This window comes from Polyangiaceae bacterium (assembly GCA_020633235.1).
Classification (GTDB): Bacteria; Myxococcota_A; Polyangia; order Polyangiales; family Polyangiaceae; genus JACKEA01.
On sequence record JACKEA010000009.1, the window covers coordinates 86,148 to 104,620 of the forward strand.

Below are 18,473 nucleotides of genomic sequence, written 5' to 3' on the forward strand. Positions count from 1 at the left end.
CTTTCGCGCGACGGAGCCGCTATGCTCCGTCGCCATGGACAGGGTCAATCCGGTCGAGCTCATCATCAGGAAACGCGACGGCGGCTCTCTCAGCCCCCAAGAAGTCCGCGGCCTGATTCGTGCGTTCGTGAAGGGCGACGTCGCCGACTACCAGATGAGCGCGTTTCTGATGGCGGCGTTCCTGCGAGGCATGAACGACCACGAGACCGCCGCCCTCACCGACGCCATGCTGCACTCGGGCGACGTGTTGAAGCTCGCGAGCGTGAAGCGTACCAAGGTGGACAAGCACTCCACCGGCGGAGTGGGTGACAAGATCAGCCTGTGCCTCGCGCCGCTGGTGGCCGCCTGCGGCGTCGCCGTGCCGATGATCTCCGGGCGCGGTCTGGGTCACACCGGCGGCACCTTGGACAAGCTCGAAGCCATCCCGGGCTACAGCGTGGACTTGAACGTGAAGCGCTTCGAGAAGCAGGTGCGTGAAGTGGGGGTGGCGATGATCGGCCAGACCGCCCACTTGGCCCCGGCAGATCGCCGCATCTATGCGCTGCGCGACGTGACGGGCACGGTGGAGTTCATCCCCTTCATCGTGGCCAGCATCCTCAGCAAGAAGCTGGCCGAGGGCATCGACGGCCTGGTCCTCGACGTGAAGGTCGGTCGGGGCGCCTTCATGAAGGATCTCGCCTCGGCGCGAGAGTTGGCCCGCGCCATGGTGCGCGTGGGTACCCGCGCCAAGAAGAAGGTGGTCGCCGTGCTGACGGACATGTCCGCGCCCATCGGCCTCACCATCGGCAACGCGCTGGAAACACGCGAAGCCATCGAAGTGCTCCTGGGCGAAGGCCCCGAAGACACGCGGGAGCTCACGCTGGCGCTGGGCGCCGAGATGCTGCTCGTCGGCCGCGCCGCCAAGAATGCGTCGGATGCACGAAAGAAGCTCCAGGCCGCCATCGACAGCCGCGCGGGGCTGAAGCGCTTCGCGGACATGGTCTCCGCCCAGGGGGGCGACGCTCGCGCCGTGCACGATCCTTCGCGCTTGCCCAAAGCGAAGCATCGCATTGTCGTGGACAGCACCGCTTCCGGCTACGTCGTCTCGCAAGATGCCCTCGAGCTCGGTCTCACCGCGGTGGAGATGGGCGCCGGACGGCTACGCGCAGATCAGGCCATCGATCCTGCCGTGGGGATCGAGCTGGCTCAGAAGGTCGGCGCTCGCGTCAAGCGCGGGGACCCCCTCGCCTATCTCCACGTCCAGAACAAGACGGGCCTCGGGCCGGTCTCGGAGCGCGTGCGCCGCGCCTTCGGGATCGGCAAGCGCCCGCCCAAGAGCGCACCGCTCTTGATCGAGCGGATCACGAGATAGATTTTGTCGGTGCGCCGCGGAAGCGGCGCGGTGTGCCCGCGCCGGGCCAACAAAACCATGGCCTGCTATGGTCGCACTTCGACCTAGATGATCCGAGCCGACGAACACACGCGCTTCATCGGACGCCAGCGAGAGCTCGCGGAGCTCGCACGGCTGTTCGCGGACGATGCGCGGTTGGTGACGGTCGTCGGGACCTCGGGCACGGGCAAGACGCGGCTCGCGCGTCGCTTCGCGGCGAGCGACGAAGTGGCCCGCAGCCACCTGCAGACGTGGTTCTGTGATCTCAGCGCTGCGCGCAGCGAAAGCGAGCTGTGCGCCACGGTGGCTCAGGCCCTGGACGTGCCGCTCACCGCGGCGCGGGGTGATCCCGCGGCGGTGCTCAGCCGCGCCCTCGGCAGTCGCGGCCGAGTTTTCCTGGTGCTCGACAACCTGGAACAGGTCGTCGAGCCCGCCCGCTCCACGGTGAAGCGCTGGCTGGCGGATGCGCCCGACCTTCGGGTGCTGTCCACCTCGCGGGCTCCCCTGGCGCTGGCGGAGGAGCAGCGCTTCGAGCTCGATCCGCTGTCCGTGCCGGCCCCCGAGGCCCGGCGCGCGAGCGAGGTCTTGGAGGCGGAGGCTGCAGAGCTGTTCGCCGACCGCGCCAAGCTCGCGGATGCCGGCTTCGAGCTGGACGACGAACGCGCGGCCGCCGTGGCGGAGCTGGTACGCCGGCTGGATGGCATCCCGCTGGCCATCGAGCTGTGCGCCGCTCGCGTGGGTCTGTTGTCCCCGGCGCAGCTGTTGGAGCTCTTGGCGTCGCGCTTCGAAACGCTGGTCGCGCGCCCCGGAGCGCGGCTCACGCCGCGACAGGCCACGCTGCGGGGTGCCATCGATTGGTCCTGGGAGCTGCTCGAAGAGTGGCAACGCTCGGCGTTGGCCCAGCTCTCCGTGTTCCGAGGCTCCTTCGATCTGGACGCGGTGCGGGCCGTCGTCAGCCTCGGCGACGGCGCCCCCGGTGGCGCGCTGTGGCCGGTACAGGTGCTGCAGTCCCTGCTGGACCACTCCCTGGTCCGCAGCACATCGAGCTCGGCGGACGAGAAGCGCTTCGTGCTGCTGATGAGCATTCGCGATTACGCCGAGGAGAAGCTCAGCGAGCGAGCCGACCGGGAAGCGACGCTCGCACGGCACACGAGGCACTTCTTGACGTTGGGGCCGGAGCTGGAGAACGCGGCGCTCGCGCGGGGAGACGTCCGCGCCCTCGATCGCCTCGCGCTCGTCTCGGGTGACCTCCTCGCCGTACTGGAGCGCGCGCTCGCCGCGGAGGACAGCACGACGGCGGCACGGGCCATCGTGAGCCTGCACCCGATGTACGCGGTCCGAGGTCCCTTGAGCCCCCACGTCGAGCGCCTCGGCGGCGTGCTGTCGCTGTGCGAGAAGTCGCCTCCGCCGGTCGCGCTGTACGCCAAGGTGCTCGGCTGCAGCGGCTGGGCCAAGAGCTTCTTGGGCGCCGCCGGAGACGGCATCCCCGACTATCAAACCGCCATCGCCCTCACGGCGGAGGGGGAAGCCCCGGAGATTCGCGCACAGTGCGCGGCGCGCGTGGGCGTGGCGCTGGCGTGGCAACGCGAGGACGCCGAGGCGGTGCGCGCTTTCGAGCTCGCCTTCGCCACGCTGGAGCACGTGGACGATCGCAGGACCCACGGCATCGTACACACGGAGCACGGGATCCTCCTCGGAAGGCTCGCGCGACTCGAAGAAGCTCACCGCGAGTTCGAAGCAGCGTTGGAAGCGTTTCGCGAGAGCGGCGCTCGGCGCGACGAGGCCGCCGCGCTGATCAATCTGGGGCTACGCCACGTGGAGTGGGCCCAGCTCGAGGATGGACGCGAACGCTACGAAGCCGCCTTGGACATCGTACGCGAGGTGCGGGAACGACGCCTCGAATCCGCAGTGCTGGCGCAGCTCGGCTGGATCGCGATGGAAGAGGGAGACGCGCCGCGGGCCCGAGGCTTCTGCGAGCAAGCGCTGGAGGTCGCCCGCGACGTCGGCATCTTGCATTGGGAGGGCATGGCCCTCGGCTACCTGGGTCACGTCGCGCTCCTGGAGGGCCAGGACGCGAACGCCGCCCAGAGTCTGGAGCGTGCAACGGAGCTCCTGAAGACCGTCGGCGACGCGCGGCACCAAGCGCTCTATCTCGCGGCGCGAGCCGCCGCGCTGGCGGGAGCCGGCCAGACCTCGGCGGCCGAGAAGTGTTTGACCAATGCGCGGGAGCTCGTTGCGGAAAGCGGGCGAAGCCGCGACGCGGAGGTGGTGGACACCTACGGGCTTCGGGTGCAGGTCGCCGCCGCCCGCGCCCGCGGCGACGACACCGAGGCGACGCGCTTGTGCGCCGAGGCCCGCGCGATCCCGGAAGAAGATCCCCCGCCCCCGGACGAGCTCCGACTAGCGCGGGCGCTCTTGAAGCTGGCCCTCGGGAGCGCCCGCCGCACGCTCCGGGTGGACCATGATGCATACAGGTTCGTCGCGCCGGACGGCAGCGCCCACGACATCTCACGGCGCCAGAACCTGCGGCGGGTGCTGTGGGCGCTGGTGGACCAGCGCATGAAGAGCCCGGGGGCGAACAGCACCGTGAACGACCTGTTCAGCGCCGGCTGGCCGGGAGAGCGCGCTCGAGTGGAGGCAGCAGTGCATCGCGTGCACGTCGCCGTCGCGACCCTACGCAAGCTGGGCCTCGGAGACGTGCTCCTCACGCGAGACGGCGGCTATCTGCTGGACCCGTCAGCCGAGATCGTGATCGGCTGACAGGCTCAGTGCACGCGCTGCCCGGGCTTCGCGCCGTCGTCCGGTGACAGCACGAACACGTCGCTACCGCCGGGCCCGGCCGCCACCACCATGCCTTCGCTCACGCCGAACTTCATCTTGCGGGGCGCGAGGTTCGCGACCACCACCACGAGCCGACCCACCAGCGCGTCGGGCTCGTAGGCGGCCTTGATGCCGGCGAACACCGTGCGCGTCACGCCACCACCGAGGCTCACGGTGAGCTTCAAGAGCTTGCGCGCCTCCGGCACTTGCTCCGCTGCGACCACGCGGGCAACCCGCAGATCCACCTTGCCGAAGTCGTCGATCGTGCACTCGGGCGAGAGCGGCTCGGCCTCCAGCGCCGAGCCGTCATCGTCCGCCTTGGCGCGGGCCACGTCCTGGCTGGCGTCCACGCTGGCGTCGATCACGGCCTGGAGCTTCTTGGGATCCACCCGCTGCATCAAGTGCGAAAACGCGCTGACCGGCGACCCCAGAAGCGGCGTCTTGGCGTCTTCCCATCGCTCGGCCTTGGCGTTCAAAAGTTCCGCCGTTCCCTCCGCCAGGTTTGGCAGCACGGGGCTGAGGTAGATCACCAGCTGACGATAGAGGTTCAGGATCACGGTGCAGACCGCCTGTACCTCCTGAGCCTTGGCCGGATCCTTCTTCAAGGTCCAGGGCTGCATCTGATCCACGTACTCGTTGGCGCGATCCGCCAGCGCCATCACCAGGCGCATGGCCTTGGCCGTGTCGCACGCCTCGTACGCCTGGGCGATCTCGTCGCCCGCGGCTGCAGCCGCCGCGAACAGGCCGCCGTCTTCGGGATATTGCTGCGCGAGGCCCACCTTCTCGACGAAGCGCGCGCTCCGGCTCGCCAAGTTCACGACCTTGCCGACCAAGTCCGAGTTCACCTTGCTGACGAACTCTTCCAGGTTCAGGTCCAGATCGTCCGGCCGCGGGCCCAGTTTGCTGGCGTAGAAGTAGCGCAAGTATGCCGGGTCCAGATGCTCCAGATAGGTGGACGCCATCACGAAGGTGCCCTTCGACTTGCTCATCTTCTCGCCGTTCACCGTCAGAAAGCCGTGAACGTGAACGCGAGAAGGCAGGCTGAGGCCCGCCGTCTTCAACATGGCCGGCCAGAACAGCGTGTGAAAGTAGGTGATGTCCTTGCCGATGAAGTGGCGCACCTCACACTCGCTCGATTGCCACCAGTCCTCGAGCTTCTCTCCGTTCCGATCGCACCACTGCTGGCTGCTCGCAATGTAGCCGATGGGCGCGTCGAACCACACGTACCAGTAGTTGCCGGGAGAATCCGGAATCTCGAAGCCGAAGTAGGGCGCCGGTCGTGAGACGTCCCAGTCCCGAAGCGCCTCCGCCAAGAAGTGCCCCTTGAGGTAGTTCGCGATCTCTGGCTGGAGATGCTCTCCACCTTGCGTCCACTCCTCCAAGAAGGGGTGCAGGGCCTCGATCTGAACGAACAGGTGCTTCGCCGTCCGGAGCTCCGGTCGCGCCCCGCTCAAGGTGCTCACGGGGTCGATGAGGTCGGCGGCGGAGTAGGTGGCGCCGCACTTGTCGCAGCTGTCCCCATATTGATCCGGGCTCTTGCACTTGGGGCAGGTGCCCTTCACGAAGCGGTCGGCGAGGAACGTTCCCTCCTTGGGATCGAAGAGCTGGGTCACGTCCCGCTCCACGACCAGGCCTTGGTCCCGGAGCGCCTGCCAGATCCGTCCGCACAAGGCGCGGTTCTCCGCCGAGTGGGTGCTGCCGTAGTTGTCGAACTGAATCGAGAAGCCGGCAAAGTCCCGCTGGTGCGCCGCGCTCATGTCCTCGATGATCTGCTCCGGTGCCCGCCCTTCCTGCCGCGCGCGCATCATGATGGCGGTGCCGTGGGTGTCGTCGGCGCAGATGTACAGGGCGCGATGGCCCCGCAGGCGCTGGAACCGCACCCAGATGTCGGTCTGGATGTACTCCACCAAGTGACCGAGGTGGATGTGCCCGTTGGCGTACGGCAGCGCGGCGGTGACCAGGATCCGGCGAGTCATGAGGCCGAGAACCTAAATCAGCCCCGGCCCCAGTGGAAGGCGATTCACTGATAGACGAACACGCCCTTCAGGTCTTCCGTTGCCGAGATGGGGACGCCATCTTTGATGCTCGTCGCGCGGAACTGATAGAACTTCCCGCTCTCGAAGCTAGCGAGGTCACCATCGAAAGGAACGTCCACGGGCTTGTTGCCCTTGGGCCCGACGAAGCCTTCCTTCTTCCACACCTCGTTGCCGAGCACGTCGAACACCTGCACGGTGTAGCTGTCTTCGCTGGAGTCGTCCTCGAAGCTGAAGGTGGGCATGCCGCTCACGGTGTCGCCTCCGTCCGGCGAGTACACGGCCAGCGCGCCGGTCACCTTGAAGCCTTGGGCGATGGGAACGCTGTCGCCCGCCACGGTGATGTGAACGATCTCCGTGCCACCGATGCTGGTGTCCGGATCGCGCACCAGGCCATCGTTCTCGAACGCCGCGAGCACCACGTACTTCCCGTCGGGCACGCCCGGAATGCTGAAATCCCCGCTGACGTGCTCCGCCCGAAGCCCGGCCGGCGCCTCACCCCGGGCCGCGTTCTCCACGAAGGTATCTTCGACCACCAGGATCACGGAGGTATCGGCGCCGCCCGGAGCGTTCACGATCTCCACCTTGCCGCTCACCGTGGCGGTGGAATCCGAGAGCACTCCGAGATCCACGTCTCCCGTCGTCTCCCCCGCTTTCACGTCCGCGGACTTGGTCTCGAGGTTCACGCCGGCCAAGTAGCCCCTGACCTCCACGCTGCCCGCCGGCACGTTGAACACGGTGTAGTCGCCCTCCGTGTCGGCGGTGCCGGTCACGCCGCCCGCGACCACCAGCGTGCCGCCCGGGTTTTTGGCCAGCACCTTGCCGCTGATGCTGCCGAGACCCGCAGCGTTCTCCAACGGGACCAAACCGATGTCCGTGGCCACGGACTTCACGACCAGGGGGTCTCCGCTGGCGGTCGAGATGTCCACGGGCAACGCAATGCGCGGCGCCTTGGGGAACGTCAAATATCCGGAAGCGTCGGCGCGCAACGTGTAGCTCGTGCTCACGGGCTTGCCGTTCGCGTCCCGGGGAGCGGGCACGCGAAGGTCGTAGTTGCCGTCCTTGTCCGAGATCGCCACGCTGGAGATGACCGCGTCGTTCGGGTCGCGGGCCACCACGTGCGCACCTTCCACCGGTGAGGCATCGTAGGCGTCGAAGACCTTCCCTTGGATGCTCACCGGCGCGTAACACGCCGGCCCCTGACCCGGCCCGAGCTCGCACACTTGGCCAGTATCGCATCCGGTTTGCGCCACCGGGTCGCATGCCTTGGGCTGTTCCTTCGGCTCGTCGTCGCTGCCACAGCCCACCGCCAGAGACACCGTCAGCAACGCGATTAGCTTGGCCAAGAGGCGCATCGTGTTCTCCTTGTTCCTCACTTCGGCACGACTCTGCAGCAGCCGGTGATGCAGTACTGGTCGACGGGACATGCCGCCTGCCCCGGCCGCCCGCAGGGCGTCACACCGCTCGGGCACTGGTCCGTGGTGCCTGCGTCTTCGGGCTGGTTCGTGCAGTCGCTCGGCAGCGTGTCCTTGCCGACGCACAGCTCGCACTTGCCGCAGTCGTTGAAGCACGAGGGTACCGGCGTGCACGGCTTGCACAACGCCGGATCGTCGACGTGATCGCGATCGCAGCTCCCCACGCCGTTCACCGTGGAGCCCAGCCAAGCGAACTTGCCGCTGCCCGCCGGCAGCTCGCAGCAGCCGAAACAGTCGCAGCCGTTGGGCGTCAGCGGCGTGCAGTAGTCGTCGCAGGCGGAAGACTGCGCTTGAAACAGCTCGTCACACGATTTGCTCGTTCCGGAGGTGTTCGCGTTCTGATCGTAGGCGCACTTGTCGTCGCTGCTCGGCGGGTAGTCCGGCGCCACGCTCAATGGATCGCACTGGTGGTTCCAGTAGCAATCGTCGTTGCCTGCGCCCGTGTCCTGGTCGAAGTAGCAATCTTGCCGACACGGCGAGTTGTTCTGACCTGGAATGCCTCCGAAGTACGAACCTTCCGTGTCGTCGCAGGGGCCCAGGCAGTCGGGGTCCTGCGAGTCGATGAGCCCATCGTTGTCGTTGTCGACCAGATCGCCGCACTCGTAGATGTGACCCTGACAGGCGGCGGTGGTGGTGGGCAGCGCTCCCGTCCCTCCGCTGCCGGCGTTGCCCCCCACGGCGGCGTCCGCTCCCGCAGTCCCACCGCTGGCCGTGGCGCCCGCTCCGGCCGCACCGCCGCTCGAGTCCTTGCCCATTTCCACGTCGTCGCCACAGGCCACGGCGACGAACAGCACGAAAAGGCTGCAGATTCCGAGCTTCATCGACATCCCTGGAAAGGTTCGTGGCCAGAGCCGCGAGCGATTATCACGGCGACGGCTTGAGCGTCTCCACCTTGGGGATGTGGGCGGAGCCGGGGTAGCTCTTCTCGAACTCACCCGCTTTCTCCTTGGCCGCCTTCTCGTTTCCGAGCTTCTTCAGCGCCTCGATGGCGATGACCTCGCGCTCCTGGGAGAGCGCGCCGTTCGGAAACCTTCGCTGATGCTCTCGCGTCAGCGCCAACGCCTGCGCAGGATTCGTCTGCACCAATTGCTGAGCGCGTCGGAGCAACTCTGCCTCGCTCGGTCCCTTGCTGGCGGTGGGTGCGGGCTTCACGGGCTCCGGCGCAGCACTGGCAGACGGCTCCTCCGCAGTGGTCTCCGGCTCCTGGGGTTGGCTCGGCGCGGAAACGCTCGGCGCCGCCGGCACGACAATCGGCGTCGTTGGCGTCGGCGCGTGGCTGAACTCCGGCGCCGAGCTCTTCACCAGCGCGTACAGCCCGCCGCCGGCAAGTGCGCACGCCGCCACGACGCCCAGCACCACGATGGGGCCGGACACGGCGCCCGTCGCTCCGGCCGCCGCACCGCTCGTACCAGTCGCACCGGCACCAGAACCCGCGCTTCCACCGAGAGCCGGCCCCAGCGCAGCGGCGACCGCCTTCAGCTCCTCTTGCGTGGGCACGTCGTCTCGCGCGCCCTTCAGCAGAGCAGCGAGGTCTCCCGGCGCGTCACCACCATCCGCCCAGCGCGTCGGGTCCTTCATGGGCGGTGCTCCGTCATCGCCTCGGCCAGCTGCTTGCGCGCGGCGTGGAGGCGCGAATACGCCGTTTGAAGGGGGCAGCCCACGATCTCGGCCACTTCCTTCATGCCCAGCTCCTCGATCTCGTACAGAACGAAGACCGCACGCTTGTCCTCGTCCAGCTGCTCCAACAGCTCGAGGAGCCGCCGCCGGGCCCGCTGGCGATCCACGGCCTGTGGCTGCTCGGCGTCGATCTGCTCTCGAGGAACCTGCTCCACGGCCACCTCGCGGCGCACGTGGGCTCGGCGTCGATGATCCGACGCGGTTCTGAGGCAAATCCCGTACAGCCAGGTGCGCAGCGCCGAGCGCCCCTCGAAGGAGTCGATGCGCCGGTGAACGGTGATGAAGACCTCTTGGCACACGTCCGGGACGTCCGCTTCGCGGACCCCGAGGTGGCGCAAGGTGCGCCAGACGAAGGCCGAGTAGTCATCGAATATCTTCCGCAGGTCGGGTACGTCCGGGCAGGATGTGTCTTCACGGGCCGCCGGGCCGTCATCGATGAGTGGGTGGCCTACGCTCACGTTATTACCGTCACCGGAGCTCAGGGCTCCGATGGAAAGCTTAGCCCGAAGCCGAGCTCCGCGGAGCCAACCACCGGAGATGCGCGAAAAAGCTCGGCTTCGACGCCATCCGAGCGCGTGTAGAAGAAGCGGTCCCGGAACACGTAGCCATCAGCCCCCAGGCCCGCAGAAAGCACCAGTGGCCCCAGCAGAGACACCTGATAGCGGGCCCGTACCCCGACGGCGGCGGCCAACCGCGCCTGCTGATAGCTCTGGTCGAAGCCAAAGCCCTCGGCGTCCACCTGAGCCACGACCTGTCCCGCGCACAGGCGAGCTCCGCCAAAAGCCAGAGGACACACGAACAGGCCCAGGGTCGAAGCTCGAAAGTCGGTCCCGGCCCCGCTACGCTCGGCGTCCGCCCGAGCGCTGGCGTAGGTCGAAGCCTCGACCTCGAAGCGAGCGAAGGCCGGCGGCTCGAGCCACAGCAACGCGCGCGCTCCGAACACCCCCTTGGGCTCGAGCCCGAGGGTAAAGGCGCCGAGGGCACTTGCCCCGAAGTGCCACGGCCGCCGCGGCGCGAAGGTCTCGGCGGGGATCACCACGCCTCGAGGACGCGCCACGGGCGGCGGCGTTGCCGGCGCGGGAGGGATCTCGGACCGCGGCACGTCCACCATCAGTGCGACGACCAGAGCCAGGGACTCGTCGAGGGCGGAGCAGTGATCGGCCTTGGTCGACAGCTCCCGAACTCCGAGCGCTCTGCCGTCCGGCCTCTGCAGCACCAGCCGCGCTCGAAAGCCGTCGGCTCCAGCGCTCAACGTACCGTCCACCACCAGGTCTGCGCGCTCCCGCGGCGCCACCGCACGTCGACCAAGACGCCGATCCACCTCTCGACGGATGGCCGTGGCGTCCATGCACTCTTCGGCTCCCGCCTCACGGTGCCACTCGATGGCGGCGGTCACCGGCGTTTCATCCTGGGCGTGCGCGCCCGCGGACGCCAGAAGCACTGCACCTGCCGCCGCTCGGCGAAGCCACATGGCGGCACTGTCTGCCCACGCAGCGCGTCGAGCAACCCCAAAGCGATTCGTGAGACACTGCGCACCGCACATGCTCGAGAGCCGGACGTTGCTCGCACTCCTGACTCTGCTTGCGTGGACGTCTCCCGCGCGAGCCCAGTCGGACCCCTGGTTCGGACGTGACAAGGCCCTGCACTTCGGAGTGTCCGTGGGGCTCGGACTGGGAGGCTACGGCGTGGTCGCTACCCAGACGGAGCGGCGCGACTCACGGTTCCTGCTCGGCGCCGGGCTGGCGTTCAGCGCGGGTCTCGGCAAGGAAATGCTCGACGCCACGGGACGCGGCGACGCCAGCGAGCGAGATCTGGCCTGGGACGCCGCCGGCTCCGCCGTCGGTGCCGCGGTGGGGCTGGCGCTCGATTGGCTGCTTTCCGGCGCGGTGTCCGACCGGCGCTTGACGGACGCCCCACATCGCGGAACGAAGCGCTCGAGAAAGGTCGAAGAGAACATGGGAGCACTGGACGGCAAGGTCGCGATCGTGACGGGCGCGGCAGGTGGGATCGGACGCGCGACCGCGCTGCTGTTCGCGAAACAGGGCGCACGGGTGATCGTCAACGACGTGGGCGGCCCGCGGGACGGCAGCGGTGGGGACGAAACCGCCGCCGGGCGCGTGGTCGCGGAAATCGTGCAGGGCGGCGGCACGGCCAGCGCCAGCACGCACTCCGTGGCGTCCCGCGAAGGCGCCGAAGGGCTGGTGCAGACCGCCGTGGAACGCTACGGCCGCCTCGACGTCCTGGTGAACAACGCCGGGATCCTACGGGACAAGACCCTGCTCAAGATGGACGACGAGATGTGGGATGCCGTTGTGGACGTGCACTTGAAGGGCACGTTCCTGTGCATGCAGGCCGCTGCCCGCCAGATGAAAGAACAGGGCGCGGGCGGCCGCATCGTCAACACCACCAGCGTATCGGGCATGCTCGGAAACTTCGGTCAGGCGAACTACGCCGCGGCAAAGGCAGGGATCTACGGTCTGACCCGCACCGGCTCCATCGAGCTTCAGCGCTACGGCATCACCGTCAACGCCGTCGCGCCCATCGCCAAGACGCGCATGACCGAGGATCTTCCGATGTTTCAGAAGGTGGACACGCTGACGGCGGACCACGTGGCTCCCGCCCACCTGTTCTTCGCCAGCGACCTGTGCGGCGATCGCAGTGGTTTGGTGTTGAGTGTCGCGGGCGGAAAGATGAGCGTGTTTCGAGTGGTGGAAAGCCCCGGCAAGTTCAAGGAAGGCGATGGCGGCGTGTGGACTGCGGAGGAGATCGCCGAACACTGGGAGTCGATCGACAAGCTGTAGTCAGCGGGGGAATCCACCTTCGTCGGAAAATGCGACCTTTCCACGGATTTTGCCGCTCCTGGCCCTGGGGCCGCACAATTGCTGGGGCAGGGGCCGGGTGTTAGCTTTTCCGGGCAGCGTCTCTCAGCGCTCTGATCATGCCGCGCGAATCCAACATCCCGTTGTTTCTCTGGATCGCGACGGCCGTGCTCGCCCACCTCGCCTGGGGCGGGGGCGCGACGCGGGTGTCGCGAATGATCGAGGAGACCCTCGACATCCAGCGGTTCGCGCGCAGCGTGCAGCTCTCGGTCCAGGCGGCAACCGGCAGCACCGAAGTCACCTTGATCGAGGACAAGCCCAGCGAGCCGAAGGACGACCCCACGCCCAAGGCGGACGCCCCCGAGGATCCCACCGACCCGGCGGACGACCCTGAAGAGATCGCTCTCCCCGAGAAGGAGAAGGAAAAGAAGAAGGAGCCCGAGCCGGAGAAGCCCAAGCCCGAGCCGGAGAAGCCCAAGCCCGAGGTAGCGAAGAAGGCGGAGGCGGCAGAAGCAAAGACCCCGCCGGAGCTCCCCAAGATGGATCCCAAGAAGCGGATCGCCGTCGTTCAACACGTGGACGATCCGAATCAGAAGGACAATCCCAACGCGGAGTTCATCGGCGACCAAGCCAATCACGTCAAGAAGCAGACCCAGGCCCGCATCACCTCCACCGATCAGAACGACAAGAACCCCACGCCGGGCGGCAACCACACCGGCCCCACCAACGATCCTGGGGACTCGGACGAGGCTCGCGTCGCGCAATCCGACGACCACGAGGGAGAGAAGGACCGCGCACCTGACCCTGCCCCCCCAGCGGACGTTGGGAAAGCGGCCCAAGAGCCCGCCCAAGCGGCGGGCGCCCCCAAGCCCGCTCCCAAACCCGCGGCCACCCGGCCCGAGCCCGCGCAGAGCGAGAAAGTCGCCAGCAAGGGCAGCGAGGCCCGCCCGGATACGCTCGCCGGAGAGAGCGGCGCCTATTCCGTCTCGTCCCCTCGGGAAGCTCGGCGCGAGGTCAAGGCGCAGAAGAAGCGCAGGAAGAAGAAGCGCCTCCCCCCTGCCAAGTACCAGGACGATCGGCTGCTTGGCTTCGGAGCGATGGGCACTACCAAGAACGGCATTCGGTTGAGCCTGAGCCCGCGCGCAGCGGTCAAGGCCATCGGGCAAGATCGACTGGCGATGGAGCGCAAGCTGGACGGTGAACGGCGACGCAGCAAGCACCGCGGCTCCTGGAAGTCGCAAGGCATCGAGCGCTGGCGGAGCGCGATCGAGAACTACGTGCCCAGCGTGCAGCCAGGGAACCAGACCGCGCTCAACACCGCGCGCGTGCCCTTCGCGAGCTACCTGAACGCCATCCACAATCGTCTGCACCCCATCTTCGCGGACTCGTTCTTGGCCTCCCTCGACAGCCTACCGGCCAACCACCCGATGAATCGGCCGGACATCAAGACACATCTGGAGATCGTGCTCAGCCAAGACGACGGCCGCGTCGTGCGCATGGGCGTGACCCGCACCAGCGGCGTCACCGCCTTCGACATCGCCGCTCTCGAGTCCGTACAACGCGGTTCGCCCTATGGCGCGCCGCCACGGGAAATCGTGTCGCCGGACGGCAACGTCTACTTTCACTGGGAGTTCTACCGGAACCCGTACTACGCGTGCTCGACCTACTTCGCGCGCCCCTACATCCTGAAGGTCAAGCCGAAGACGGCGCCTCCGGAGGTCAACCCCCCGAAGGAGCCCTACGATCCGAAGGAAGGCCCGCCGCCCTCCGACCAGCGCCATGGCAAGGCTCAGCGTCCTGCTCTGGAAAAGCACGCAGCGCTGAGGTAAAGCCGAATCAACGTGCCGGACGTCGGCGGAGAATTGCGTGACGAGCTCGTCCACTACCGAACCGTCACCAGCTGAAGAGGGCGAAACCCGCGGCGAGCGGCCGGCGGCGCTACGCCCGCGGCTCGAGCGTGCCCCCGACAGCTGGTGGCTGCCTGCCGTGGCCATCGTGCTGTGGCTCAGCACCGTCGTCGCCCACGTGCTCTCCCCCGCCCTACCCGGATGGCGAGCAGGCATCGAACGCACCATCATCACCACGGATCGCATCGGCGCGATCCTGAGTCAGGTGGGCGTCGTCGCCGGTTGCTTGCTCGCCTTCGGCCTCTTGATCGAAACGCTGAAGGACAGTCGGCTGAGCATCGGCTACCGCGTGGGCATCTCGCCCTTCGTCGCCGCTGTGATCACCACGGCGATGGCCGCCGCCACCCGACCGCTCCCCATCTTGCTGGCCCTCGTGCTCAGCGTCCTCACGGCTATCATCGCGCTGACCGCCTCGGTCCCCACGTTGATGTCGGAAAAGACCCGTGGCCTCGGCATGGTGTTGGGCCTCGCCGGCATCGCTTCCGTGGTCAACGCCAGTGCCCGGCTGCTCGCACTGCGCGCCAGTCAAGAAGCGCTGGCTTCGCTGTTCGACGTCGCGCGCACGCTGGCCACCATCGCCATGGTGCTGGAGCTCGGCGCTTGGCTGATCGGCATGGCGTGGCTCAGCGCGAAGAACGTGCGCCGCCTGGCGGTCTTCCTCGGGATTGCGGTCTTCGTCGCCGTCGCCGTGGGACTCATGGCGGCCGCCGGAAAGAGCTACGACGCAGGGCCTTGGACGGTGCTGGCGTCCCGGGCCGTGGGAGAGCTGACGCGCCACCCGCGCCCCTTCGGCCCCGAGATGCTCCGCTCCGTGGTCGAGCTGCTCGAGCTGGTGGGGGCTGCGACCGCCCTCGCGTCACGTTCTCGCGGCAACGTGGCGTGCACCGCCCTCGGCCTCGCGCTGCTTGCCCGAAGCGCCACGGACATCCCCATCTTGGCCCTCGGCTTGTGCCTCGCGGCGCTGGCGGGTCCGCTCGCGCGAGTCGAGCCCAAAGTCGAGCCCAAGGAGGGCGCCGAAGGTTCGAGCGCCCCTTCCACCACGCCGCAGTAACCTTTCGGAATCATGGGCTGAACCCATCCCCCGTGCATTCTTGCCTCGAATTGGTAACATTCGCGGGTTGGTTCAGACTCCGCTCCGCGTTTTGCTGGTCGAAGACGACCCCACCGTGTGCCGCGCTGCGGAACGCTACCTGTCCCACCGCGGACACGAGCTGATCGCCGTCGCCGGCACCTGCCGGCACGCGCTGGCGGACGTGCGCACCTTCGATTGCGTGCTGATGGACGTGGATCTGCCCGACGGCAACGGCGTGGACGTTGCTCGACAGCTCCTCGAGCGCGGCACCACCAACGTCGTGGTCTTCTTCAGCGGTACTCAGGATCAAGATATCCGGCTCGCGGCCTCCGAGCTCGGGACTTTCGTCGCCAAGGAGGCCGGCCTTCACGCGCTGGTGAAGGCGATGGAGACTGCAGTCGTCGAGGTCAACGAGCAAGCGCTGGCGGCCAACGGCGACCCCGTGTCGAGCCGCGACAGCGAGCCGCGACTGCAGAGCGGATTCCGTCGTACGCGCTGATTCCGCGGCGCAGCGACAAGCTTCTGGCTGAAGATCTTGTCGGGGCGGCGCGGCCACGACTCTCGAGCGAGGGCCGTCCCAAAAACGTCCTGCTCACGCGAGCAGGCGCGGCCACTCACAGGGCGGCAACGACGAGGGCGCCGCTGATCAGCACCAGGTACGGCAGCGAGGCGTAGAACACGGTGCGCGCCCAGCGCACGCCCGCGTTCCCTCTGAGGCCCAGGAGCGCGACGGTGACGAAGCTCGCACCCAAGATGGCGGCGAACACGGTGTACCAAAGGCCGCCCACTCCAAGCAGCGGAGGCGCGACGCTCACGGCGGCGAGCAAGATCGAATAGCTCACGATGGCGCGGCGCGTGGCAGCTTCGCCATACACGGAGGAGTACACGCACAGGCCCGCGCGCTCGTAGTCCGCCTGACGGAACAGGGAGATGGCGAGGAAGTGCGGCAGCTGCCACACCAGCAGGATCGCGAACAGCGGCAGCGCCCCCAACGACAGCGAGCCCGTGACCGCGGCCCAACCGATGAGCGGCGGGATGGCGCCCGGAATGGTGCCCACGTGCAGGGCATAGGGCGTGACCCGCTTGAGCGGTGTGTACACCAGGGCGTAGCTGACCAGCGCCACGGCGCCGAGGATCCCGGTCGCCAGATTCACCAGGAAGGTGAGCAGAAAGAGCCCCACGACCCCGAGCGCGATGCCGAACCAGAGGGCCGTCTCAGGAGCCAAGCGACCACTGGGCAAGGGGCGACCGGCGGTGCGCTCCATGGCGCCGTCCACGTCCCGCTCGAGGTACATGTTGAGGGCGTTGGCGGAGCCCACCACCAGGGTGGTCCCGAACAGCGCCACCAGCAACTTGGGCAGGTGCAGCGACACCGGCGTGACCACGGCTCCCGCTGCGGTGGTGATCAGCACCATGCGCGTGATGCCGGGTTTGGTGAGCTGGACGAGCGCGAGCGCGACGCTCTTCGGGTCGCGGGCGGTCGTCGCCGTTTGTGCGGTGCTACTCATGCCTGAGAGTGCGCTGAACCGGACACGGCGAGACACCGGAGCACCGGACAGCGACGGCAGGTCTATAGTTCAAGGCTGCCCGTCACGCCAGAGATCTCGAGAAGCCGTAATTTTGCAGCGTCCGCAGGAGATCAAGTCGCGCGCTGGGCGCTCGCTACTGCGGAGCGCAGGGCAGCCAGCGCTTCGTCGATCACGCTCTCCGCAGAGGCGTAAGTGAAGCGAATGTGTCCTGGTGCGCCGAACGGCGTTCCAGCCACCGCGGCAATGCCGCACACGTCCAGCTGCCACAATGCCACGTCCACGTCGGTTTCCAGCGCCTTGCCTCCATGCTGGATTCCGTACAGGCCGGTCACGTCGGGAAACGCGTAGAACGCTCCCCGCGGCATGCTGCAGCGAATGCCCGGAATGCTCGCCAGACCTTCCACCATCTTGCTGCGGCGCGCGGCGAAGGCGTCGCGCATGCGCAGCACGGGCTCCCGCGGACCGAGCAGTGCCGCTTGCGCGGCCACCTGCGCCACCGCGGTGGGATTGGTGGTGGATTGGCCCTGCACCTTGGCCAATGCCTTGGCCACCACCGGCGGCGCGATGCTCCAACCAATGCGCCAGCCCGTCATCGCGTAGCTCTTGCTGACGCCATCGATGACGATCAGGCGGTCCATCAAGTCCGGCGCCACGGCAGCCAAGGAGACGTGCTCGAAGCCGTCGTAGACCAGGTCGCCGTAGATCTCGTCGACGATGACGTAGGCGTCCGTGGTGCGCAGGACCTCTGCCAGCCCCTCGAGGTCCGTTCGGGAATAGGCGCCGCCGGTGGGATTCGACGGACTGCACAGAATGATGGCTTTGGTCTTGTCGCTGATCGCCGCGCGCAGGGCGTCGGGGGACATCAGCCAGCCGTCTTCCACCCGAGTGGTGACGAAGCGCGGCGTCCCGCCGAACAGCTTCCATTGCTCTGGATAGCTGACCCAATACGGCGTGGGGATGACCACTTCGTCCCCGGGCTCGCACAGCACCATGGCCAAGTTGAACAGCGCGTGCTTGGCGCCCACGGATACGCTGATGCTCTCGAGCTTGGGGGTCCAACCGCGGTCCCGCGCGGTGGCCTGGACGATGGCTTCTTTGAGCTGCGGCGTACCCGTAACCGGTGTGTAGTGGGAGGAGCTGCCGAGAGCACGGGCAGCGGCTTCCCGGATATGCTCGGGGGTCTCGAAGTCCGGTTCCCCTACACCGAAGGTGTAGATCTTGCGCCCTTCGGCCTTGAGCTCGGCGGCGCGGGCGGTCATGGCCAGCGTCGCACTGGGGGCGACGCGCGCGAGGCGCTGGGCAAGGGTCGTGGGCATCGCTCAGCCCCGCTCGTCGTCTTCGTCGTCGTCTTCGTCGTCGACGTCTTCGAACTCTGCCTCAGCGACCTTCTTCTTCTTGGCCTTGGCCTTGACCTTGGCTTTGGGACGCTCGCGGACCTCCGCCCGGGCCTTGTTCTTGCCCTTGAGCTTCTTCGGGGGACGCCGTTCTTCGAGCTCGTCGTCCTCGTCGTCGTCGTCATCTCCCTCGTCGGAGATGCCCTTCTTGAAGTTCCGGATGCCTTCGCCCAAACCCTTGCCGATCTCCGAAAGGCGGCTAGCACCGAAGAGCAGCAGCACGATGAGGGCGATGATGATGATCTGCCAGGGGCCGACGGCCATGGAAATCTCCTTACCGGAAGTTCGTGATCGTTCCTAGAGCGCATCTCGAGGCGCTGGGGGCCGCCTGCGAGGAGGTATTTCGACGAGCGCCGGCGCTGCAGATGGCGGTGTGCG

At 67.6% G+C, this 18,473-nt stretch carries 15 protein-coding genes; 6 read left to right on the plus strand and 9 right to left on the minus strand.

The window, feature by feature from the left end; genetic code table 11:
- Nucleotides 1-34 precede the first annotated feature (34 nt).
- Nucleotides 35-1,351, plus strand: coding sequence for a thymidine phosphorylase (locus tag H6717_38445; protein ID MCB9582981.1), 1,317 nt, complete (start codon nt 35-37; stop codon nt 1,349-1,351).
- 87 nt (nt 1,352-1,438) lie between these two features.
- The gene (locus tag H6717_38450) at nt 1,439-4,129 is read left to right on the plus strand and encodes an AAA family ATPase (protein MCB9582982.1); all 2,691 of its coding nucleotides are present in this window, start codon (nt 1,439-1,441) and stop codon (nt 4,127-4,129) included.
- A gap of 5 nt (nt 4,130-4,134) precedes the next feature.
- Here the strand turns inward: H6717_38450 and metG are convergent, their stop codons facing one another.
- From metG to H6717_38480, 6 genes are all read right to left on the minus strand, one after another.
- Nucleotides 4,135-6,165 (minus strand): methionine--tRNA ligase, encoded by a 2,031-nt coding sequence (gene metG, locus H6717_38455; GenBank protein ID MCB9582983.1) that lies wholly within the window; start codon nt 6,163-6,165, stop codon nt 4,135-4,137.
- Nucleotides 6,166-6,209: 44 nt separating this feature from the next.
- Nucleotides 6,210-7,577: a carboxypeptidase regulatory-like domain-containing protein gene (locus H6717_38460; protein MCB9582984.1), complete on the minus strand. Its 1,368-nt coding sequence runs from the start codon at nt 7,575-7,577 to the stop codon at nt 6,210-6,212.
- Nucleotides 7,578-7,594: 17 nt separating this feature from the next.
- Nucleotides 7,595-8,518, minus strand: coding sequence for a hypothetical protein (locus H6717_38465; GenBank protein ID MCB9582985.1), 924 nt, complete (start codon nt 8,516-8,518; stop codon nt 7,595-7,597).
- A 43-nt stretch (nt 8,519-8,561) separates the two neighbouring features.
- Nucleotides 8,562-9,275, minus strand: a complete 714-nt coding sequence (locus H6717_38470) for a hypothetical protein (GenBank protein MCB9582986.1) — start codon at nt 9,273-9,275, stop codon at nt 8,562-8,564.
- Nucleotides 9,272-9,757, minus strand: coding sequence for an RNA polymerase sigma factor (locus H6717_38475; GenBank protein ID MCB9582987.1), 486 nt, complete (start codon nt 9,755-9,757; stop codon nt 9,272-9,274). Before H6717_38475 ends, H6717_38470 begins: the two co-directional genes overlap by 4 nt.
- A 95-nt stretch (nt 9,758-9,852) precedes the next feature.
- The gene (locus tag H6717_38480) at nt 9,853-10,845 is read right to left on the minus strand and encodes a hypothetical protein (protein MCB9582988.1); all 993 of its coding nucleotides are present in this window, start codon (nt 10,843-10,845) and stop codon (nt 9,853-9,855) included.
- 484 nt (nt 10,846-11,329) lie between these two features.
- Here H6717_38480 and H6717_38485 point away from each other — a divergent pair, with 484 nt between their 5' ends.
- The 4 genes from H6717_38485 to H6717_38500 all read left to right on the plus strand — a co-directional run bounded on the left by H6717_38485 (nt 11,330) and on the right by H6717_38500 (nt 15,671).
- Nucleotides 11,330-12,175: an SDR family NAD(P)-dependent oxidoreductase gene (locus H6717_38485; protein MCB9582989.1), complete on the plus strand. Its 846-nt coding sequence runs from the start codon at nt 11,330-11,332 to the stop codon at nt 12,173-12,175.
- A gap of 137 nt (nt 12,176-12,312) precedes the next feature.
- On the plus strand, nt 12,313-14,022 hold the full coding sequence (locus tag H6717_38490; GenBank protein ID MCB9582990.1) for a hypothetical protein: 1,710 nt from the start codon (nt 12,313-12,315) through the stop codon (nt 14,020-14,022).
- Between the two features lie 37 nt (nt 14,023-14,059).
- Nucleotides 14,060-15,151 (plus strand): hypothetical protein, encoded by a 1,092-nt coding sequence (locus H6717_38495; GenBank protein ID MCB9582991.1) that lies wholly within the window; start codon nt 14,060-14,062, stop codon nt 15,149-15,151.
- 67 nt (nt 15,152-15,218) lie between these two features.
- Nucleotides 15,219-15,671 carry a response regulator gene (locus H6717_38500; GenBank protein MCB9582992.1) on the plus strand — a complete coding sequence of 151 codons (453 nt, stop codon included), beginning with the start codon at nt 15,219-15,221 and terminating at the stop codon, nt 15,669-15,671.
- A gap of 115 nt (nt 15,672-15,786) precedes the next feature.
- Here H6717_38500 and cyoE read toward each other — a convergent pair whose 3' ends face one another.
- The 3 genes from cyoE to tatA all read right to left on the minus strand — a co-directional run bounded on the left by cyoE (nt 15,787) and on the right by tatA (nt 18,359).
- Nucleotides 15,787-16,680, minus strand: coding sequence for a protoheme IX farnesyltransferase (gene cyoE / locus H6717_38505; protein MCB9582993.1), 894 nt, complete (start codon nt 16,678-16,680; stop codon nt 15,787-15,789).
- A gap of 131 nt (nt 16,681-16,811) precedes the next feature.
- Nucleotides 16,812-18,017 (minus strand): pyridoxal phosphate-dependent aminotransferase, encoded by a 1,206-nt coding sequence (locus tag H6717_38510; protein ID MCB9582994.1) that lies wholly within the window; start codon nt 18,015-18,017, stop codon nt 16,812-16,814.
- Between the two features lie 3 nt (nt 18,018-18,020).
- A complete protein-coding gene (gene tatA, locus H6717_38515) occupies nt 18,021-18,359 on the minus strand; it encodes a twin-arginine translocase TatA/TatE family subunit (GenBank protein MCB9582995.1) in 339 nt (112 codons plus the stop codon).
- Nucleotides 18,360-18,473: the final 114 nt, after the last annotated feature.